Genomic DNA, 24225 nt, shown 5'->3' on the forward strand with positions numbered 1-24225 from the left:
CAGTTCGGCCGGTGTGGGGTGGTCGAACAGCAGGGAGGGCGGCAGGTCCAGGCCGGTGACCGCGGCCAGCCGATTGCTCAGCCGCAGGGCGCTGATCGAGTCGAAGCCCAGATCGAGGAAGGACGAGTCGTCCGCGATGAGGCCGGGGTCGGTGATGCTCAGGGCGATCGCCGCTTCCAGCCGGACGAGTTCCAGCATGGTCCGGGGCTCCTCCGGGGCGGAGGGCCGGGCGTACTCGCCGGGGGCCGGCACACCCGCGGACGGGGCACCGTCGGCGGCACGCGTGACCGGGGCGAGCCAGTAGGACCCGTGCTGGAACGGATAGACCGGCAGATCCGTGGCCCGGCCGCCGGCCAGGACCGTCGCCCAGTCGACGGTCGTCCCGCCCGCGTGCAACTCCGCGACGGCCGTCATCAGGCAGACGTCTCCCGGTGACCCCGGGCGTTGCACCGCGTGGAACGAGGCTTCGTCGCCGAGGCATTCGAGCCCGGCCGAGGCGAGCGCACCCGAGGGGCCGATCTCCACGAACGTGCCGACGCCTTGACCGGACAGTTCGCGGACGGCGTCGTGGAAGCGTACGGTCTGCCTGACCTGGCGCAGCCAGTACTCCGATGTGCTCAGCTCTGTCGGCTCGATCAGGTGTCCGGTCACGGTGGACACCACGGGGAGCGCCGGGGTACGGAAGGTCAGCGACTCCAGCACCTCCCTGAACTCACCGAGCACGGCCTCCACATGGCGCGAGTGGAAGGCGTGGCGGACGTTCAAGGTCCTGGCCTCCCGCCCGGACTCCGTCCACCGGGCCCGGAAGCCGGCCACCGCCTCGGACGCACCCGACACCACCACCGACGTCGGGCTGTTGACCGCTGCGAGATCGAGCGCCGCACCCGTACGCCCGAGGAACTCCCGCGCCTCGTCCTCGCCCGCCCGCAGCGCGACCATGGCGCCGGGCGGGACCTGCCGCAGCGCTCGTCCCCGCGCGACGATCAGCGTGGTGACGTCCTCGAGCGAGAGCACTCCCGCGGCGTACGCCGCGGCCGTCTCACCGATCGAGTGCCCGCTGACGAAGTCGGGGCGCACGCCCCACTCCGCCAGCAGTTCGAACAGCGCGATCTCCATGGTGAAGAGGCCCGCCTGCGCGTAGAGGGTGTCGTCGACGAGGTCGGCCGTCGCCGCGTCGCCCCGGCCGAGGTAGACGTCGGTCAGCGAGTGGTCGAGGTGTTTGCCGAACTCGGCGCTGATCCGGTCCCAGGCGCGTGCGAAGGCAGGGAAGCGCTCGTACAGGCCGCTGCCCATGTCCGGCCGCTGGCTGCCCTGCCCGTCGAACAGGTAGGCGACCCGCCGGTCCTTGGCGGTCGCGGTGACCAGGGCCGGCCACGCGGAGCCGTCCGCCAGCTTCGACAGTGCGCGCAGAAGGTCTTCGCGGTCGGAGCCGACCGCGACGGCCCGGTGCGCGAAGTTCGAGCGGGTCGTCGCCAGGGAGTAGCCGATGTCCAGCGGACGCCACTGCGGGGACTCGGTCAGGGCGGCATGCAACCGGCCCGCCTGCTCGCGCAGCGCCTTCGGGTCGCGGGCCGACAGCGTCCAGGCCAGCGGTTGGTGCTCGGTGGTGGTGATGTCGGGCGCCGCCGGCGCCCGGTACTGTTCGAGCACCACGTGCGCGTTGGTGCCGCTGAGCCCGAAGGAGGACACCCCGGCCCGGCGCAGTTTGGCGTCATCCGGCCACGGCTGGTTCTCGGTCAGCAGAGCGACGTCGCCCGACGCCCAGTCGACGTGCGGCGACGGCTCTTCCACGTGCAGGGTCCGCGGGATCATCCCGTGCCGCATCGCCTCCACCATCTTGATCACGGCGAGGACGCCCGACGCCGCCATGGCGTGGCCGATGTTCGACTTCAGCGAGCCCAGGCACACGGGCGTCGAACGGTCCTGCCCGTAGGTCGCCAGGATGGCCTCCGCCTCGATGGGATCACCGAGCTTCGTGCCGGTGCCGTGCGCCTCGACCACGTCCACGTCCGCCGCGGTGAGGCCGGCGCCGGTCAGCGCCTGGCGGATCACCCGCTGCTGGGAGACGCCGTTCGGTGCGGTCAGCCCGTTCGAGGCGCCGTCGGAGTTGACCGCGCTGCCCCGGACGACGGCCAGGACCCGGTGGCCCAGCCGGGTCGCCTCGGAAAGCCGCTCCAGCACCAGGACGCCCACGCCCTCGGCCCAGATCGTGCCGTCCGCCGACGCGGAGAACGACTTGCACCGGCCGTCGGCCGCGAGGCCGCGCTGACGTGAGAACTCCACGAACACGTCCGGGGTGGGGATCACCGAAACCCCGCTCACCAGCGCCATCGAGCACTCGCGCTGCCGCAGCGCCTGGCACGCGAGGTGCAGGGCCACCAGAGAGGAGGAGCAGGCCGTGTCGACGGTGACGCCGGGGCCCTCCAGACCGAGCGCGTACGACAACCGTCCGGACAGCAGGCTGATCGAGCTGCCGGTGATCACGTTGTCCCGCTGCTGATCGATGGCGCCCACGCCGTACCCCTGGGCCGCTCCGCCCACGTAGACACCGACATTGCGGCCACGCAGTGACCTTGGATCGATCCTCGCCCGCTCGATCGCCTCCCAGGAGGTCTCCAGCAGCAGCCGCTGCTGCGGGTCCATGCCCAGCGCCTCACGCGGGCTGATGCCGAAGAAGGCGGCGTCGAAGTCGGCCGCGGCGTCCAGGAAGCCGCCCTGCACGCAGTAGGTCTTGTAACCGGTGTCGGGGTCCGGCGAGTACAGGCCGGCCACGTCCCAGCCGCGGTCGCCGGGGAAGTCGGTGATCGCGTCGGTGCCGGACTCGACCAGACGCCACAGGCTCTCGGGAGAATCGACCCCACCGGGTGCGCGGCACGACATCGACACGATGGCGATCGGCTCGCTGGTCCAGGAGTCGTCGCCGGCCGGTTCGCGGACCACGACCTCTTCGCGGATGCCGGCCTCGGTGCGCTGCGGCGCCTGGGCGAGCCCGACCTCTGCGAGGAGCCGCTTGGCCAGGTCGTCCGCGGTCGGGTGGTCGAACGCCGTCGTGGCGGGCAGCCGCACCCCGGTCTCCGCCACGAGGTGGTTGCGGAGCTCGATCGCGGTCAGCGAGTCCATGCCCAGATCCTTGAACGCCCGGTCCGGCGCGATCGCGTCCGGCGACTCGTGGCCGAGTACCGACGTCGCGTGCGCCAGCACCAGTTCGACCATGATGCGGTGCTGCTCGACGCTCGTCCGGCCGTTGAGCCGATCCCGCAGCCGCTCCGGGCCCATGTCGCGCTTGGCCCTCGTCCGCGGTTGCCGCACCGTCGCCAGCCCGCGCAGCAGAGCCGGGACGTCCTCGCCGCGGATCGGGCCCATCGGCGCGGCGAGCAGGACCGCCTCGCTCTGCCGGGTGGCGGCGTCGAACATCCGCATCCCGTGCTCGGCGGTGATGGTCCGCGCACCGCTGCGGCGGATCCGGCCGTGGTCGCTGTCCGTGAGGCCGGCAGTCAGGGCGCTCGTGTCGTCCCACAAGCCCCAGGCCAGGGAAAGAGCAGGCAAACCCTCAAGGCGGCGGTGTACGGCCAGAGCGTCCACGAACGCGTTGGCAGCCGCGTAATTGCCCTGTCCGGCAGCGCCCAGCACACCGGCTGCGGAGGAGTACATGATGAACGCGGCAAGATCCCTGTCGCGGGTGAGCTCGTGCAGGTGCCAGGCGCCGTCGGCCTTGGGCGTCAGAACGGAGTCGAGGCGTTGCGGGTCGAGCGACTCCACGACACCGTCGTCGAGGGCGCCGGCGGTATGGATCACCGCGGTCAGCGGAACGCCGTCGAGGACTCGGGCCAGCGCGGCGCGGTCGGCGACGTCGCAGGCCGCGGTCTCGACGCGAGCCCCCAACGCGGTCAGCTCACCGATCAAAGCCTCGGACGGGGCGCTGCGGGAGAGGAGGAGCAAGTTCCGCAGGCCCTCGGCGGTCACGAGGTGGCGGGCGACGATGCCGGCGAGGACGCCGGAGCCGCCGGTGATCAGCACGGTGCCGTCGGGGTCGATCGGCTGGGGGATGGTGAGTACGAGCTTGCCGATGTGGCGGGCCCGGCTCATCCAGCCGAACGCGTCGCGGGCCTGCCGGACGTCGAAGGCATGCACCGGCAACGGCCGCAGGACGCCCTGCTCGAACAGGGCGAGCAACTCGGTGATGATCTCCCGCAGGCGCTCCGGGCCGGCGTCCATGAGGTCGAAGGCCCGATAGGTGGCATCCGGGATCTGAGCGGCGTCGCGGATGTCGGTCTTGCCCATCTCGATGAACCGGCCGCCTTCGACCAGCAGGTCGAGGGACGCGTCGACGAAGTCGCCCTTGAGGGAGTTGAGGACCACGTCGACACCGCGGCCGTCGGTGCTGTCGCGGAAGGTCTCGCGGAAGCCGGTGGTGCGGGAGTCGGCGATCCGGTCGTCACTGAGACCGGCGTCCCGCAGGACATGCTGCTTTCCGGTGCTGGCGGTGGCGTAGACATCGGCGCCGAGGTATCGGGCGATCTGGGTGGCGGCCATGCCGACGCCGCCGGTGGCGGCGTGGATCAGCACCGATTCGCCCGCTCGCAGCTCGGCCAGGTCGAGCAGACCGTAGTAGGCGGTGGCGAACGCGATCGGGACGGATGCCGCTGTGGTGAACGACCAGCCGTCGGGGATCAGGGCGAGGGCACGGCGGTCGGCGATGGCGACCGGCCCGAATCCGCCTTCGAGAAGGCCGAACACGCGGTCGCCCGGCCTCAGATCCTCCACGCCGGGGCCGGCCTCGAGGACGACACCGGCGCCCTCACCGCCGATCAGACGGGTGTCGGTGACCATGCCGAGGGCGACGGCCACGTCGCGGAAGTTCAAACCCGCCGCGCGTACACCGACGCGTACCTCCCCGGGCCGCAGCGGCCGTTCGGCGGCATCGGTGGGGACCAGGCGGAGGTCCTGCAAGGTGCCGCTACGAGACGGCTGATCGAGCATCCAGGCACCGACTTCGGGAACCGCGAGTGCGGTGTCCTCGCGGGTCAGGCGGGGGACCTCGTAATGGCCGTCGGTGATACGTAGTCGGGGTTCGTCCAGCCGGGCGGTTGCTGCGAGCTGCTCGTGGGTGAGGGTCTCGTCGTCGCTTTCCACGAGTATGAACCGGCCGGGGTGTTCCGACTGGGCCGAGCGCACCAGCCCGGATACCGCGGCCGAGGCCAGGTCGGTGCCGGTTCGTACGATCAGGGTGCGGTCATCGTCGGCGAGCCATTCCTGGATGGTGTGCAGGACCCGGGTGGTCAGCGTGCGGGTCTGGGTCAGCGGGTCACTGCCGGGCTCGGGCAATGCGGTGAAAACCACGACATCCGCCGGATCGACGGGCTCGGGAGCCGGGATCTCGGTCCACGTCAGGGCGAGCAGGTCGTTCGTTGTCTCGGCGGCCATCGGCCGGGTCACCAGGGATCCGATGGTGGCTACGGTCTGGCCGGTGTTGTCGGTGGCGCGGATGTTCCAGCCGTCCGCCGCCGGGGTCACCGCCACCCGTAGTGTCGCCGCGCCGGTACCGTGGAACTGCACCCGAGTCCAGGAGAACGGCAGGTGCAGGTCGCCGGTGTCGTGCAGGGCGATGGTGTGCAGGGCGGCATCGAGCAGGGCGGGATGCATGGTGAAGCGGGCTGTTTCCTGGGCCTGTTCCTCGGCGAGAGTGACCTCGGCGTAGACGGTGTCGCCCGCACGCCACGCGGCCTGCAAACCCTGGAACGCGGGCCCGTACTCGTAGCCCGCCGCGGCCAGGTTGTCGTAGAGGCCGGTGACGTTGACCGGTTCGGCGTGGGCGGGCGGCCAGGCGGCGGTTTCCGGCAGTGACGCGCCGGGGGCGATGGTGGCGGTGACGTGCTGGATCCAATCATCGGACTCGTCCGTCTGGGAGTACACGGTCACCGGGCGACACCCAGCCTCGTCGGCCTGGCCCACCGTCACCGAGAGCTGGACGCCGCCGTTCTGCGGCAGCGGCAGTGGTGCCTCGATTATCAGCTCGTCGATGATCTGGCAGTTCGCCTCGGTTGCGGCATGGGTTACCAGTTCTACGAATGCGGTGCCGGGTAGTAGGACGGTGCTGCGGACTGTGTGGTCGGTTAGCCAGGTGTGGGTGGCGAGTGAGATTCGGCCGGTGAGTGCGACCCCGTCGGTGCCGGGCAGTGCTACGACGGTTTCCAGCAAGGGGTGGCCCTGGCTGGTGGGGCGGCCGTTGCTGGTGGCCCAGTAGCGCTGGCGTTGGAAGGGGTAGGTCGGCAGGTCCAGCACCGGTGTTGTGGTGGTGTCGAGGACGGTGGGCCAGTCGATGGTGGCACCGTGGACGTGGGCTTCGGCGAAGGCGGTGAGGAGCCGTTGGGTGGTGTCTTCGTCGCGGCGCAGGGTGGCGACGGTGGTTGCGTTGTCCATTGTCTGGAGCAGGACGGGGCTGGCGCTGATTTCGATGAATAGGTTGTTGTCCTGGGTTTGCAGCAGGTCGATGGCGGGGCCGAAGCGGACGGGTTCGCGTAGGTTGCGGTACCAGTAGGTGGGGTCGAGGGGCTGGTCGATCCAGGTGTTGTCGGTGGTCGACAGCCAGGGCACTGTCGGGGTGTGGGTTGTGATGTCGGTGGTGATGTCGAGTAGTTCGGTGCGGATCTGCTCGACGTGGGGTGTGTGTGAGGCGTAGTCGACGTTGATCTTCCGGACGCGTGCGCCGCGTGTTTCGCATGTGGCGAGGAGGGTGTCGAGGGCCTGTGGGTCGCCGGCGATGACGGTGGATGTGCCGTTGTGGGCGGCGATCCAGACTTTGTCGGTGGTGGGGATGTCGTCGGCGGGGAGGGATATGGATGCCATGGCGCCGTGGCCGGTGAGTTGGTGGGCGATCAGTTGGCTGCGTTGGGCGACGATGCGGGCGGCGTCGGGCAGGCTGATGGCTCCGGCGAGGCAGGCTGCTGCGATTTCGCCCTGGGAGTGGCCGAGGACGATGTCGGGGTGTATACCGGCGGCTTGCCAGACGGCGGCCAGTGAGATCATGACCGCCCAGCAGGCCGGTTGCACGACGTCCACTCGGTCGACTATGGAGGGGTCGTCGAGCACGGTGAGCAGGTCCCAGTCGACGAACTCGCTCAGGGCGGCAGCGCATTCCGCCATCCGTTCGGCGAACACGGTCGATGACGCGAGCAGGGCGCTGCCCATGCCCTGCCATTGCCAGCCCTGGCCGGGGAAGACGAACACCACCCGTGGATCCGCGATCGCGATACCGGTGACGGTGTCCTCGCCCAGCAGCACGGCGCGATGCTCGAACAGCGATCGGGTCGTCGCCAGTGTTGATGCCACGGCGGGCAGGTCGGTCTCGGGTGTGGTGGTGAGGTAGGCGCGGAGTCGGTCTTCGAGGTCGGCCAGGGCGGGCACGGTCTTGGCCGAGATCGGCAACGGCACCACACCGGCCGTGACGGCCGGCGCCGGGGTGTCCGTGGCCGACGCTGGGGGTTGGTCGGGCGCGCTCTCCAGGATGACATGCGCATTGGTGCCGCTGACGCCGAAGGCTGAGACCGCTGCCCGGCGCGGTCGGTCGAGTTCAGGCCAGGGCTGGTTCTCCGTCACCAGTTCCACAGCGCCGGCCGTCCAGTCGATATGCCGGGAGGGCTCGTCGATATGCAGGGTGGCCGGGACGGTGTCATGGCGCAGTGCCATGACCATCTTGATGACACCGGAGACACCCGCGGCGGCCTGGGTGTGGCCGAGGTTCGACTTCAGGGAGCCGAGCAGCACGGGCTGGTCGCGGTCCTGGCCGTAGGTGGCGATCACCGCCTGGGCCTCGATCGGGTCGCCGAGTGTCGTACCCGTGCCGTGGGCCTCGACCACGTCCACGTCGGCCGTGGTCAGACCGGCGTTGGCCAGGGCCTGTCCGATGACCCGTTGCTGGGAGGGGCCGTTGGGGGCGGTCAGACCGTTGGATGCCCCGTCCTGGTTGACCGCCGATCCGCGGACCACAGCCAGGATGTTGTGGCCCTTGGCCTGGGCGTCGGACAGCCGCTCGACCAGCAGCACACCGACGCCTTCGGAGAAGCCGGTGCCGTCCGCGTTGTCGGCGAATGCCTTGCACCGGCCGTCGGCGGCCAGGCCGCGCTGGCGGGAGAACTCGACAAAGATCTGCGGGTTGGCTATCACGGTCACTCCGCCGACCAGGGCCAGGGAGCACTCGCCCTGTCGTAGAGCGGATCCCGCTTGGTGCAGGGCGACCAGCGATGAGGAACAGGCGGTGTCGACCGTCATGGCAGGGCCTTCGAGGCCGAAGAAGTACGACAGGCGGCCGGAGAGCACGCTGCCCGCGCCTGCGGTGGCGCCGAAGCCGCCGAGGTCGGCGCCGATGCCGTAGCCGTCGGGGTAGGCGCCCATGAACACGCCGGTGTCGCTGCCCCGCACCGAGCCCGGTTCGATACCCGCGCGTTCGAACGCCTCCCAGGCGGCTTCGAGTACGAGGCGTTGTTGGGAGTCCATGGCGAGGGCTTCGCGGGGGCTGATGCCGAAGAACGATGCGTCGAAGCCGGCGACGTCGTCCAGGAAGCCGCCGTGCACGGTGTAGGTCTTGCCGGGGGTGTCGGGGTCCGGGTCGAAGAGGGTGTCGGTGTCCCAGCCGCGGTCGGTGGGGAAGTCGGTGATGGCGTCGGTGCCGGACTCGACCAGGCGCCATAGGTCTTCCGGTGTGGACACTCCGCCGGGCAGGCGGCAGGCCATGCCGACGATCGCCAGCGGCTCGTCCGAAGCCGTGGCCCTGCGCACCACGGCGGCCGTCGCGGGTGTCGTCTCGCCTAGCAGTTCGCCGAGCCGTCCGGCCAGCGCGGTCGGTGTCGGGTAGTCGAACACCATGGTGGCGGGTAGTCGCAGGCCGGTGGCCTTGGTGAGGCTGTTGCGGAGTTCGACCGCGGTCAGTGAATCGAGGCCGAGTTCCTGGAAGGCGGTTGCTGCGGGAACGGTGTCGGCGTTGGCATGGCCCAGGACCATGGCGGCGCTGTCGCGCACGATTTTCAGGAGCGCTTCCGGCGATAGTTCTTGGATTGGCTGGCTCTTTCGTGCTGTTTTGGGATACAGCGAGCGCAGCAGGGCGGGCAGGTCCGTGTCGGGGATCGGGTTCATTGCGGTGGCGACCAGTACCGGTTCGCTGCGGCCGGACGCCTTGTCGAGCAGGCGCATCCCGTGTTCGGCGGTGATGGCGCGCTGGCCGCTGCGGCGGATGCGGCGGTGGTCGGTGTCGGACAGGGATGCGGTCATGCCGTCTGTGTCGTCCCACATGCCCCATGCCAGGGAGAGCGCGGGCAACCCGTCAGCGTGACGGTGTTCGGCCAGGGCATCGAGGAACGCGTTGGCCGCCGCGTAGTTGCCCTGGCCCGCGGCACCCATCACACCGGCCGCAGAGGAGTACATGACGAACGCCGCCAAGTCCCGGTCGCGGGTGAGCTCGTGCAGATACCAGGCACCATCCGCCTTGGGCCGCAAAACAGCATCAACCCGCTGCGGAGTCAACGACTCCACGACACCGTCATCGAGGGCTCCGGCGGTGTGGAACACCGCGGTCAGGTCGACGCCGTCCAGGACGTGGGCCAGTGCGGCGCGGTCGGAGACATCGCAGGCCGCGGTTTCGATGTGGGCGCCCAGCTCCCTCAGTTCGTTGATCAGGGTCGTGGAGGGGGTGCTGCGGGAGATCAGCAGCAGGTGACGCACGCCGCGTTCGGTGACGAGGTGCCGGGCGAGGATGCCGGCCAGGGCACCGGAGCCACCGGTGATCAGCACCGTGCCGTCCGGGTCCCAGACAGGCTCGGACACGGCGGTGGTGGCGGTGGTGGTGGTTTTGGTCAGCCGGGGTACTTCGTAGCGGCCGCCGGTGATGCGCAGCCAGGGCTCATCGAGCCCGGCGGCCGCGGCGAGTTGATCCGGGGTGAGGGTCCCGTCGTCGGATTCGACCAGGATGAAGCGGTCGGGGTGTTCGGACTGGGCTGAGCGGACCAGGCCGGATACGGCGGCGGAGGCCAGGCCGGTGCCGGTGTGCACGACCAGCGGCCGGTCCTCCCCGGTCAGTACTGTCTGGATGCTGTGCAACACCTGGGCGGTCAGGGTGCGGGTCTGGGTCAGTGGATCGCCGTCGGGCTCGGGCAGAGCGGTGCACACCACGACATCGGCGCCATCGCCCGGCCCGGGGGTGGGGATCTGGGTCCACGTGAGGGTGAGCAGGTCGTCGGCTGGGGTGGTGGGTGTGTGGACGGGGATCGTGGTCGGGGTGGCGGTATGTGCGGTCAGGACGGGTTGTCCGGTCGTATCGGTGGCGGTGATGGTCAGTGTGCCGTCGTCGCCCGGGGTGATGTGGGTGTGGAGTTCGGTGGCGTTGCTGGTGTGCAGGGTCAGGTCGTGCCAGATGGCGGGTGCCTCGTCGCCGGTGAGGGTGAGGGCGGTGGTGATGAGGCCGGGATGCGGGGTGTGTGTGGTGGCGGGTGCGGTGGTGTCCAGGGTCGCTTTGGCCAGTCGGGTCCACGGCTCGGTATCGCGGTAGCGGGCGTGGATGGTGAGCCGGTGCTCGCCGACCCAGGTCTGGAGCTCGGCGGTGCCGTCGTCCGGGATGTACAGCAACGCGTCCACGGACAGTTCACGGATCGGCTGGCCACCGGCCGCCGCGAAGGCCATTTCGACGAACGCCGCCACGGGCAGCACAGGCCCGTCCTGCCGAGCGACCCTCCCGGTGTACAACCTCCCGTCAGCCTCCGCGACCGGCACCCCCCAGCCCAGCAACGGATGCCCCTCCCCACCCACCCGACCAGTACTCACCATCCAGTAACGCTCGTGCTGGAAGGCGTAGGTGGGCAGGTCCAGCACGCGAGCCGGGTTCACACCCAAAATCGAGGACCAGTCGATGGGTACGCCCTGTACGTGCAGTTCCGCCAGTGCGGTAACCACGGCGTGTTGCTCGTCGTCGCCGTGCAATGTCGGGATGCCGTCGATCAGCCGCGACAGTGTCCGGTCCGGACCGATCTCCAGGAAGACCGCATCCTCGAACGCGGCTACCTGGTCACCGAAGCGGACGGTGTCACGGACCTGCCGCACCCAATACTCGGGGGTGGTGACCTGCTCACCGGCGGCCATCACGATGCGCGGTTCCTGGTAGGTCAGCTCGGATGCAACCTGCCGGAACTCCTCCAGCATGGGCTCCATCCGGACCGAGTGGAAGGCGTGGCTGGCCGACAGCCTCGTCCACCTGCCCAGCCCCTCCGCGACCCGCAACACGGCGGATTCGTCGCCGGAGAGCACGACCGAGGCGGGTCCGTTGACCGCGGCGATCTCCACACCATCGACCAGCACCGCCCGTGCCCGCTCCTCCGAAACCGGCACCGCCACCATCGCACCACCGGCCGGCAACGCCTGCATCAGCCGGGCCCGTGCAGACACCAGGGTGCACGCGTCTTCCAACGACCAGACCCCGGCCACATACCCCGCGGCAACTTCACCGACGGAATGGCCGATCACCGCCTGGGGACGCACACCCCACGACTCCAGCAACCCGAACAGCGCCACCTGCAACGCAAACAAAGCCGGCTGAACATACCCGGTATCGTCGACATCAAGATCGGGAACATCCAGCAGATCCCACACCTGCCGATGCAACCGCGCGAACAACGGGAACACGGCAGCCAACTCCTCACCCATCCCAGCCCGCTGCGACCCCTGACCGGAGAAGACGAACACCACCCGCGGATCCGACACCGCGATACCGGTGACGGTCTCCTCCCCCAGCAGCACGGCGCGATGCTCGAACACCGACCGGGTCATCGCCAGCGTCGATGCCACGGCGGGCAGGTCGGTCTCGTGTGCGGTGGTCAGGTAGGCGCGGAGTCGGTCTTCGAGATCGGCCAGGGCGGGCACGGTCTTGGCCGAGATCGGCAACGGCACCACATCGGCCGTAACGTCCGACACCGGGATACCCGTGGCCGACGCCTGGGGCTGGTCGGGTGCGCTTTCGAGGATGACATGCGCATTGGTGCCACTGATGCCGAACGAGGACACCGCCGCCCGGCGGGCCCGGCCCGTCTCCGGCCACGACTGGTTCTCCGTCACCAGCTCGACAGCGCCGGCCGTCCAGTCGATATGCCGGGAGGGCTCGTCGATATGCAGGGTGCGGGGTACCACGCCGTTCTGGAGGGCCATGACCATCTTGATGACACCGGAGACACCCGCGGCAGCCTGGGTATGCCCGAGATTCGACTTCAGGGAGCCGAGCAGCACGGGCTGGTCGCGGTCCTGGCCGTAGGTGGCGATCACCGCCTGGGCCTCGATCGGGTCGCCCAGCGTCGTACCCGTGCCGTGTGCTTCCACCACGTCCACGTCGGCGCTGGTCAGCCCGGCGCCGGCCAGTGCGGACTGAATCACCCGCTGCTGAGAGGGGCCGTTCGGGGCGGTCAGACCGTTGGACGCCCCGTCCTGATTGACCGCCGATCCCCGTACCACAGCCAGGATGTTGTGGCCCCTGGCCTGAGCATCCGACAACCGCTCGACCAGCAGCACACCGACACCCTCGGAGAAGCCGGTACCATCCGCCGCATCGGCGAACGCCTTGCACCGGCCATCGGCCGCCAGACCACGCTGGCGGGAAAACTCCACAAACGTCTGCGGCGTGGGCATCACCGTCACCCCGCCGACCAGAGCCAGCGAACACTCACCCTGCCGCAACGCCGAACCCGCCTGATGCAACGCCACCAGCGACGACGAACACGCCGTGTCCACCGTCATCGCAGGGCCTTCAAGACCGAAGAAATACGACACCCGGCCCGCCAGCACACTCACCGCGACCGACGTCATCCCGAAACCACCCAGATCGGTACCCATGCCGTAACCGCCCGGGTAGGCACCCATGAACACACCGGTGTCACTGCCCCGCACCGACCCCGGCTCAATACCCGCGCGTTCGAACGCCTCCCAGGAAACTTCCAGCACAAGACGCTGCTGCGGATCCATCGCCTGCGCCTCACGCGGACTGATCCCGAAGAACGACGCATCAAACCCCGCCGCCCCATCCAGGAAACCACCCCGCACCGCGTACGTCCTACCCGCCGCGTCCGGATCAGGATCGAACAGATTCTCCACGTCCCAGCCCCGATCGACCGGGAAACCGGAAATCGCATCCCCACCGGACTCGACCAGACGCCACAAATCCTCCGGCGACAACACCCCACCCGGCAGACGGCACGCCATACCCACGATCGCCAGCGGCTCATCCGAAGCCGCAGCCCTGCGCACCACAGCGGCCCTCACCGGCGCCGTCCCGCCCGCGAGCAGCTCACCGAGCCGCCCAGCCAGCACCGTCGGAGTCGGATAGTCGAACACCAACGTGGCAGGCAACCGCAGACCCGTAGCCTTCGCCAGACTGTTCCGCAACTCAACCGCAGTCAGCGAATCCACACCCAGATCCCTGAACGCCGCCGCCACAGGAACCGCATCCGCATCCACATGACCCAGCACAGCTGCCGCACGACCACAGACCAGTTTCAGCAGCGCTTCGGGCGTCAAGTCGGCCAGGACGCCCGTACCGCCGGACACCGTGCGGGCCAGCCGTCGGCCAGGCCGGACCAGGCCGCGCAGCAGGACGGGAGCGCTGCGGCCCTCGGCGACCGCTTCGGCGCGGAGGGCGGGCAGGTCGAGCCGGACCGGCACCACCAGCGCCTCGCCGGTGGCCATGGCCGCGTCGAAGAGCGCCATGCCCTCGGCCGGGGTGAACGACAGCACGCCGCCGCGGCGCCGCATCCGGTTCCTGGTGATGTCCTGGAGGCCGGCGGCCATGCCGCCACCGTCGGCTTCCTGGTCCCACAGGCCCCACGCCAGGGACAGGCCGGGCAGCCCTTCGGCGTGCCGCCTGGCCATCAGGCCGTCGAGGTAGGCGTTCGCGGCCGCGTAACCGCCGGAGCCCGCGCCCAGGAACACCGCGGAGATGGAGGAGTAGGTGACGAACGCCGCCAGGTCGGGGAGCAACTCGCGGGTCAGCTCGTCCAGATGCCGGGCCGCGGTCGCCTTCGGCCCGAACACGTAAGCCAGCCGGTCGGAAGTCAGTGTGCCGATCACGCCGTCGTCGGACACACCGGCCGCATGCACGACCGCGGTCGGGTGGTGCTCGGTCAACAGCCGGGCAACCGCGTCCCGGTCGGTCAGATCGCACGCGACCAGCGCGGCCTCGGCGCCGTGCGCGGCCAGTTCGGCCGCCAACTCGTACGCGCCGGGTGCGTCGGGGCCGCGGCGGCTCACCAGTACCAGACGCCGCAGGCCGTACCGGCCGACCAGATGCCGGGCCAGCAGTCCGCCCAGCGAGCCGGTTCCGCCGGTGATGAGAACCGTCTGCGACTCGTCGAACAGGGCGGGCGCATCCGTTGCCGCGGCTGCCCGGATGAGCCGGGGGACCAGCGCCTCAGCACCCCGGATCGCCAGCTGAGGCTCACCCTCGGCGAGCAGCGGCTCAACCGGCCGTCCGGCGTCGAGGTCCAGCAGCGCGATCCGGTCCGGGTTCTCCGCCTGCGCGGCACGCACCAGACCCCACACCGCCGACCCCGCCGGATCGCCGACGGCGCCGACAGCACCCCGGGTCACCACCACGAGCCGCGACTCGTCCCAGCCCGGCAGGGTCAGCCATGCCTGGACGACCTCCAGCACCCGGCAGGTCAGCTCCAGCGCGTCCCCGGTGCCGGCCGCCTCCAGCATCACCGCGTCGACGACGGCCTGCCCGTCGAGGGCGGCCACGTCGGCGCCGGTCTCCACCGGCACCCACGACCTCGCCGCGGTCGGAGCCTTGGACAGCGGCGTCCACTCCAGGCGGAACAGCGCGTCGTCGCTGCTCTCGGCCGTGGTCAGCTGGTCGGCGGACACCGCGCACAAGGACAGCGAGTCCACCGTCAGCACCGGGGCACCGGTCTCGTCGGCCGCCTGGAGCGACATCGAGTCGGCGTCGACCGGCGCCAGCCGCACCCGCAGGACGGTCGCTCCCGCCGTGTGCAGACGAAGCCCGGCCCATCGCGACGGTTGCGACCACCAGCGTCGGCCGTCCGGGCTCGTCTCGGCCACTTCGTCGCGCAGCTCCGGATGCCAGGCCGCGTCCAGCAGGGCCGGATGCAGACCGAACCTCGCCGCTGTGTCGGTCTGCTCCGGCTCCAACGCGACCTCGGCGAACAGCTCTTCGCCACGGCGCCAGATCGCGCGTACGCCCTGGAACGCCGGGCCGTAGCCGTACCCGGCTCGTTCCAGCAGGTCGTAGCCGTCGGTCACGTCGACCGGTTGTGCGTTCGCCGGTGGCCAGGCCGAGAGGTCGACGTCGGCAGCGATGTCGCCGCCGGGCGCCAGAGTGCCCGTCGCGTGCCGGGTCCATGCTTCCTGACCGGTGTCCTCGGGGGCCGAGAAGATGTCCAGGCCGCGTTGGCCGTTCGCGTCGGTCGCCCCGACGATGACCTGGACGCGTACGCCGCCACGTTCGGGCAGCAGCAGCGGCGCGTCGACGGTCAACTCCTCGACGACACCGCAGCCGACCTCGTCCCCGGCCCGGACCGCAAGCTCGACCAGGACGGACGTCGGCACCGTCGGAACACCCCCGAGCGTGTGTTCCGCCAGCCACGGATGGTTCCGCGGCGACAGCCGCGACGTCATGGCCACGCCACCCGACTGCGGTACGGCGACGATCGCGCCGAGGAGCGGATGGTCGGCTCCGGCCAGGCCGAGGGCCGCCGCGTCGGTGGCCACCCTGTTCTCCAGCCAGTAGCGCTGGTGGTCGAAGGCGTACGTCGGCAGGTCCACCCAGCCGCGCACGGCGCCCGCGGGCAGCAGGACCGGCCAGTTGACCGGCACACCGCCGACGAACAGCTCGGCCATCGACGTCAGCAGACGCGGCAGGCCGCCGTCCCGGCGACGCAGCGTTCCCGTCACCACGGCATCGGTCCGGTCCAGGGTCTCGGTGACCGGTTGGACCAGCACCGGGTGTGCGCTGGCCTCCACGAACACGGCGTACCCGGCCTCCGCCAGCGACGCCACCGCCGGGCCGAACCGCACCGGCTGCCGCAGGTTCCGGTACCAATAGCCGCCGTCGAGAGCACCGGCGTCGGTCACCCAGTCACCGGTCACCGTCGACAGGAACCCGACCCGCGGCTGCCGGCTCCGCACATCGGCGAGCGCCTCGGCCATGGACTGCTCGAGCTCCTCCACATGCGGGGTGTGCGAGGCGTAGTCCACCGCCACCCGCCGGACCCGGACACCCTCGCCCTCCAGCATCGCGAGCGTCTCATCCAGGGCTTCGGCGTCGCCGGCGATCACCACCGAGGCCGGACCGTTCACCGCCGCCAGTTCGGTCCGGCCGAGCTTCGCCGCCGCCTCCTCCGGCGCGAGCGCGACCGACGCCATGCCGCCCCGCCCGGCCAGCCGGGCGGCGATCAGCCGACTGCGTACGGCGACGATCTTCGCTGCGTCCGTCAGCGACAGAGCTCCGGCGACGTACGCGGCGGCGATCTCCCCCTGCGAATGCCCCAGCACCGCGTCCGGCCTGACACCGGCCGACTCCCAGACGGCGGCCAGACCCACCATGACCGCGAAGCTGGCCGGCTGCACGACGTCGACGCGCCGCAGCACATCGGCGGAAGCGTCACCCCGCAACACCTCGTCCAGCGACCAGTCGACCCACGGGCGCAACGCCTCGGCGCACTCGGCGATTCGGGCGGCGAACACCGGGGAGGCGTCCAGCAGCTCGGCGCCCATGCCTGCCCATTGCGAACCCTGGCCCGGGAACACCAGCACCACCCCACGGGCGGGGCCGGCCGCGCCGGTCACCAGGGCAGGATGCGAATCGCCCGCGGCCAGCGCACGCAGACCGGCCGCCGCCTGCCCATGCGAATCCGCCACCACCACCGCACGTTGCGAGAATACGGTTCGCCGGGTGAGCAACGCGTCCGCCAGACTTGTGAGAGCGGGCGCGTCCGGAGAGCCGACGAGCGCCGCGAGCCGGTCGGCCTGGTCGCTGAGCGAGCCCGAACTCCGCGCGGACACCACCAGCGGGATCACCACGTCGGTTGTGTCCACCGGCTCGACCGGGCCCGCGGCGGGCGCCTGCTCGAGGATCACGTGCGCGTTGGTGCCACTCACGCCGAATGACGAGACGCCTGCTCGTCGTGGCCTGTTGGTTTCCGGCCAGGGCTGGTTTTCGGTCGCCAGTCGCACTGCGCCGGCCGTCCAGTCCACGTGCCGCGACGGCTGATCCACGTGCAAGGTGGCCGGGACGGTGTTGTGTTGCAGTGCCATGACCATCTTGATGACACCGGAGACACCCGCGGCGGCCTGGGTATGCCCGAGGTTCGATTTGAGTGAGCCGAGCAGTACGGGCTGGTCGCGGTCCTGGCCGTAGGTGGCGAGGACGGCCTGGGCTTCGATCGGGTCGCCCAGCGTCGTACCCGTGCCGTGTGCTTCCACGACGTCCACGTCGGCGCTGGTCAGCCCGGCGCCGGCCAGTGCGGACTGAATCACCCGCTGCTGGGAGGGGCCGTTGGGGGCGGTCAGGCCGTTGGATGCCCCGTCCTGGTTGACCGCGGAGCTGCGCACCAAAGCAAGGATGTTGTGGCCCTTGGCCTGTGCGTCGGACAGCCGCTCGACCAAGAGCACGCCGACACCCTCGGAGAAGCCGGTGCCGTCCGCCGCGTCGGCGAACGCCTTGCTGCGCCCGTCGGTGGCCAGGCCGCGCTGGCGGGAGAACTCGATGAACGTGCGTGGGGATGGCATCACGGTCACGCCGCCGACGAGGGCGAGGGAGCACTCGCCCTGCCGCAGCGCGTAGGCCGCCTGGTGCAGGGCGACCAGCGACGACGAACAAGCGGTGTCGACCGTCATGGCGGGGCCTTCGAGGCCGAAGAAGTACGACACGCGGCCGGACAGCACGCTGCCCGCGCCCGCGGTGACCCCAAATCCGGCGAGGTCGGCACCGATGCCGTAGCCGTCGGGGTAGGCACCCATGAAGACCCCGGTGTCGCTACCCCGAATTGAGTCCGGCTGGATACCGGCGCGCTCGAACGCCTCCCAAGAAGATTCCAGCACGAGGCGCTGCTGCGGGTCCATGGCGACGGCCTCGCGGGGGCTGATCCCGAAGAACGGCGCGTCGAAGCCGGCGACGTCGTCCAGGAAGCCGCCGTGCACGGTGTAGGTCTTGCCGGGGGTGTCGGGGTCCGGGTCGAAGAGGGTGTCGGTGTCCCAGCCGCGGTCGGTGGGGAAGTCGGTGATGGCGTCGGTGCCGGACTCGACCAGGCGCCACAGGTCTTCCGGTGTGGACACTCCGCCGGGCAGGCGGCAGGCCATGCCGACGATCGCCAGCGGCTCATCCGAAGCCGTGGCCCTGCGCACCGCGGCGGCCGCCTTGGGTGCCGCCTCGCCCGCGAGTAGTTCGCCGAGCCGGGCGGCCAGCGCGTCCGGGGTGGGGTAGTCGAAGGCCATGGTGGCGGGCAGTCGCAGGCCGGTGGCTTTGGTGAGGCTGTTGCGGAGTTCGACCGCGGTCAGTGAATCGAGGCCGAGTTCCTGGAAGGCGGTTGCTGTGGGGACGGTGTCGGCGTTGGCGTGGCCCAGGACCATGGCGGCGCTGTCACGCACCACCTTCAGAAGCGCTTCCGGTGTCAGATCGGCCGGGTGTCCATGAGCGACAGACGCTCGGCGGCCGACCCGGCGGTGCAGTGACCGCAGGATCGCGGGGACGTCCCCGTCCTGGATCGGGCTGATCGGCGCGGCGAGCAGGACCGCCTCGCTCTGCCGGGTGGCGGCATCGAGCATCCGCATCCCGTACGTGGCGGTGATGGCACGCTGGCCGCTGCGGCGGATCCGGTCGTGGTCGGCGTCGGTGAGATCGGCGGTCAGGCCGCTCGCGTCCTCCCACAGTCCCCAGGCCAGGGACAAACCAGGCAAACCCTCAAGGCGGCGGTGTACGGCCAGAGCGTCCAGGAACGCGTTGGCCGCAGCGTAGTTACCTTGTCCGGCGGCGCCCAGGACGCCGGCGGCGGACGAGTACACGATGAATGCGGCCAAGTCCCGGTCGCGGGTGAGCTCGTGCAGGTGCCAGGCGCCGTCGGCCTTGGGGGTCAGGACGGTGTCGAGGCGTTGCGGGGTCAGTGATTCCACGACACCGTCGTCGAGGGCGCCGGCGGTGTGGATCACCGCGGTCAGGTCGACGCCGTCGAGGATTTCGGCCAGCGCGGCGCGGTCGGCGACGTCGCAGGCCGCGACATCGACGTGGGCGCCCAACGCGGTCAGCTCGTCGATCAGGGATGCGGAGGGGGCGCTGCGTGACAGCAGCAGGAGGCGCCGCGCCCGGTTCTCGGTCACCAGATACCGGGCGACGATACCGGCGAGGACGCCGGAGCCGCCGGTGATCAGCACGGTGCCGTCGGGGTCGATCGGCTGGGGGATGGTGAGTACGAGCTTGCCGATGTGGCGGGCCCGGCTCATCCAGCTGAACGCCTCACGAGCCTGCCGGATGTCGAAGGCATGCACCGGCATGGGGTGCAGGACACCCTGCTCGAACAGGGCGAGCAACTCGGTCATGATCTCGCGGAGCCGGTCGCGGCCGGCATCCATCAGGTCGAAGGCATGGTAGGTGGCATCCGGGATCTGTGCGGCGTCGCGGATGTCGGTCTTGCCCATCTCGATGAACCGGCCGCCGTCGACCAGCAGGTCGAGGGAGGCGTCGATGAAGTCGCCGCGCAACGAGTTCAGAACGACGTCGACGCCGCGGCCCTGGGTGCCGTCGCGGAAGGTGTCCCGGAAGTCGGTGGTGCGGGAGTCGGCGATCCGGTCGTCGGCCAGACCGGCGTCGCGCAGCACGTGCTGCTTGCCGACGCTCGCGGTGCCGTAGATCTCGGCGCCGAGGTGCCGGGCGATCTGGGTCGCCGCGATGCCGACGCCGCCGGTGGCCGCGTGGATCAGCACCGATTCGCCCGCTCGCAGCCCGGCCAGGTCGACCAGACCGTAGTAGGCGGTGGCGAACGCGATCGGGACGGATGCCGCTGTGGTGAACGACCAGCCGTCGGGGATCACGGCCAGGGTGCGATGGTCGCATATGGCGACGGAACCGAATCCGCCCTCCAGGATGCCGAACACCCGGTCGCCCGGACGGAAGTCATTCACGTCCGTGCCGACATCGAGGACCACGCCCGCTGCTTCGCCGCCGGCCAGGCGGGTGTCGGTGACCATGCCGAGGGCGACCACGACGTCGCGAAAGTTCATGCCGGCGGCGCGTACGCCGATGCGTACCTCACCGGCTTGCAGGGGACGCTCGGCGGCATCGGTGGGTAGCAAGGCCAGGTCTTCCAGCGAGCCGCTACGGGGTTGTTCCAGCAGCCATGCGCGATCCGTGGGAACCGCGAGTGCGGTGTCCTCGCGGGTCAGGCGGGGCACCTCGTAACGGCCGCCGGTGATACGTAGTCGGGGTTCGTCCAGCCCGGGGGTTGCTGCGATCTGCTCCGGGGTGAGGGTTTCGTCGTCGCTTTCCACGAGTATGAACCGGCCGGGGTGTTCCGACTGGGCCGAGCGCACCAGCCCGGATACCGCGGCGGAGGCCAGGTCGGTGCCGGTCCGTACGATCAGGGTGCGGTCATCGTCGGCGAGCCATTCCTGGATGGTGTGCAGGACCCGGGTGGTCAGCGCGCGGGTCTGGGCCGGCACGTCCTCGACGGTGTCAGGCAACGCGATGAACACGACCACGTCGGTGGGATCGACGGGCTCGGGAGCCGGGATCTCGGTCCACGTCAGGGCGAGCAGGTCGTCCGTTGTCTCGGCGGCCATCGGCCGGGTCACGAGCGAGCCGATGGTGGCTACGGCCTGGCCGGTGTCGTCGGTGGCGCGGATGTTCCAGCCGTCCGCCGCCGGGGTCACCGCGACCCGTAGCGTCGCCGCGCCGGTGCCGTGGAACTGCACCTGGCGCCAGGAGAACGGGAGTTGCAGGTCGGCGGTGTCGTGCAGGGCGATGGTGTGCAGGGCGGCGTCGAGCAGGGCGGGATGCATGGTGAAGCGGGCTGTTTCCTGGGCCTGTTCCTCGGCGAGAGTGACCTCGGCGTAGACGGTGTCGCCCGCACGCCACGCGGCCTGCAAACCCTGGAACGCGGGCCCGTACTCGTAGCCCGCCGCGGCCAGGTTGTCGTAGAGGCCGGTGACGTTGACCGGTTCGGCGTGGGCGGGTGGCCAGGCGGCGGTTTCCGGCAGTGACGCGCCGGGGCCGATGATGGCGGTGACGTGCTGGACCCAATCATCGGACTCGTCCGTCTGGGAGTACACGGTCACCGGGCGGTGACCGGCCTCGTCGGCTTCCCCGACGGTGACCGAGAGCTGGACGCCGTCGGTCTGCGGCAGCGTCAAAGGCTTCTCGATTACCAGCTCGTCGATGACTTGGCAGTTCACCTCGGTTGCGGCACGGGTTGCCAGTTCCACGAATGCGGTGCCGGGTAGTAGGACGGTGCCGCGGACTGTGTGGTCGGTTAGCCAGGGGTGGGTGGCGAGTGAGATTCGGCCGGTCAGTGCCACCCCGTCGGTGCCGGGCAGTGCCACGACGGTCTCCAGCAACGGGTGGCCCTGGCTGGTGGGGCGGCCGTTGCTGGTGGCCCAGTAGCGCTGGCGTTGGAAGGGGTAGGTCGGCAGGTCCAGCACCGGTGTTGTGGTGGTGTTGAGGACGGTGGGCCAGTTGATGGTGGCACCGTGGACGTGGGCTTCGGCGAAGGCGGTGAGGAGCCGTTGGGTGGTGTCTTCGTTGCGGCGCAGGGTGGCGACGGTGGCGGCGTTGTCCATTGTCTGGAGGAGGACGGGGCTGGCGCTGATTTCGATGAATAGGTTGTTGTCCTGGGTTTGCAGCAGGTCGATGGCGGGGCCGAAGCGGACGGGTTCGCGTAGGTTGCGGTACCAGTAGGCGGGGTCGAGGGGCTGGTCGATCCAGGTGTTGTCGATGGTCGACAGCCAGGGCACTGCCGGGGTGTGGGCTTCGATGCCGGTGGTGATGTCGAGTAGTTCGGTGCGGATCTGTTCGACGTGCGGGGTGTGTGAGGCGTAATCGACGTTGATCTTCCGGACGCGTGCGCCGCGTGTTTCACACGTGGCGAGGACGGCCTCGAGGGCTTGTGGGTCACCGGCGATGACGGTGGATGTGCCGTTGTGGGCGGCGATCCAGACCTCGTCGGTGATGGGGATGTCATCGACGGGGAGGGATACCGATGCCATGGCGCCGTGGCCCGTGAGCTGGTGGGCGATCAGTTGGCTGCGTTGAGCGACGATGCGGGCGGCGTCGGGCAGGCTGATGGCTCCGGCGAGGCAGGCTGCTGCGATTTCGCCCTGGGAGTGGCCGAGGACGATGTCGGGGTGTATACCGGCGGCTTGCCAGACGGCGGCCAGTGAGATCATGACCGCCCAGCAGGCCGGTTGCACGACGTCCACCTGATCGACTATGGAGGGGTCGTCGAGCACGGTGAGCAGGTCCCAGTCCACGAACTCGCTCAGGGCGGCAGCGCATTCCGCCATCCGTTCGGCGAACACGGTCGATGACGTGAGGAGGGCGCTGCCCATGCCCTGCCATTGCCAGCCCTGGCCGGGGAAGACGAACACCACCCGTGGATCGGGGATCGCGGTGCCGGTGACGGTGTCCTCGCCCAGCAGCACGGCGCGATGCTCGAACAGCGATCGGGTCGTCGCCAGTGTTGATGCCACGGCGGGCAGGTCGGTCTCGGGTGTGGTGGTCAGGTAGGCGCGGAGTCGGTCTTCGAGATCGGCCAGGGCGGGCACGGTCTTGGCCGAGATCGGCAACGGCACCACACCGGCCGTGGCAGCTGGCGCCGGGGTGTCCGTGGCCGACGCCGGGGGTTGGTCGGGCGCGCTCTCCAGGATGACATGCGCATTGGTGCCACTGAGCCCGAACGAGGACACCGCTGCCCGGCGGGCCCGGCCGAGCTCCGGCCAGGGCTGGTTCTCCGTCACCAGCTCGACAGCTCCGGCCGTCCAGTCGACGTGTCGTGACGGTTCTTCGACGTGCAGGGTGCGGGGTACCACGCCGTTCTGGAGGGCCATGACCATCTTGATGACACCGGAGACACCCGCGGCGGCCTGGGTGTGGCCGAGGTTCGACTTCAGGGAGCCGAGCAGGATCGGCCGGTCGCGGTCCTGGCCGTAGGTGGCGATCACCGCTTGGGCCTCGATCGGGTCGCCGAGTGTGGTGCCGGTGCCGTGGGCCTCGACCACGTCCACGTCGGCCTTGGTCAGACCGGCGTTGGCCAGGGCCTGTCGGATGACCCGTTGCTGGGAGGGGCCGTTGGGGGCGGTCAGACCGTTGGATGCTCCGTCCTGGTTGACCGCCGATCCGCGGACCACAGCCAGGATGTTGTGGCCCCTGGCCTGGGCGTCGGACAGCCGCTCGACCAGCAGCACACCGACACCCTCGGACCATCCGGTGCCGTCCGCGTTGTCGGCGAATGCCTTGCACCGGCCGTCGGCGGCCAGGCCGCGCTGGCGGGAGAACTCCACGAACGTCTGCGGCGTGGACATCACCGTGACACCGCCGACCAGGGCCAGGGAGCATTCGCCGTGCCGCAGCGCGTATCCCGCTTGATGCAACGCCACCAGCGACGACGAGCACACCGTGTCCACGGTCATGGCGGGGCCTTCGAGGCCGAAGAAGTACGACACCCGGCCCGACAGCACACTCGCCGCGCCGCCGGTCATCCCGAACCCGCCGAGGTCGGCGCCGGTGCCGTAGCCGCCGGGGAAGGCGCCCATGAAGACACCGGTGTCACTGCCCCGCACCGAGCCCGGTTCGATACCGGCGCGTTCGAAGGCTTCCCAGGACGCCTCCAGCACCAGCCGCTGCTGCGGATCCATGGCCAGAGCCTCGCGGGGGCTGATACCGAAGAATGGCGCGTCGAACCCGGTCACCGCGTCGAGGAAGCCGCCCTCGACGGTGTACGACTTCCCGGGCACGTCCGGATCCGGGTCGTACAGGCCGTCCACGTCCCAGCCCCGATCGACTGGGAAACCGGAGATCGCATCCGTACCGGACTCGACCAGGCGCCACAGGTCCTCCGGCGACGACACGCCACCCGGCAGACGGCACGCCATGCCCACGATCGCCAGCGGCTGGGTGCCGGCCTCGGTGGCCGCTTGCAGCTTCGCGCGGGTCGTGTGCAGCTCGGCGGTCGCCCAACGGAGATACTCGACCAGCTTGTC

General features: G+C 70.3%; 1 pseudogene. It reads right to left on the reverse strand.

Annotated elements, in window-relative coordinates:
- Nucleotides 1-24198 (reverse strand): annotated as a pseudogene (locus AB0E24_RS26375) (SDR family NAD(P)-dependent oxidoreductase); the annotation flags it as partial.
- Nucleotides 24199-24225 lie beyond the last annotated feature (27 nt).

Source organism: Streptomyces malaysiensis subsp. malaysiensis (genome assembly GCF_040653035.1).
GTDB classification, from domain to species: Bacteria; Actinomycetota; Actinomycetes; order Streptomycetales; family Streptomycetaceae; genus Streptomyces; species Streptomyces malaysiensis.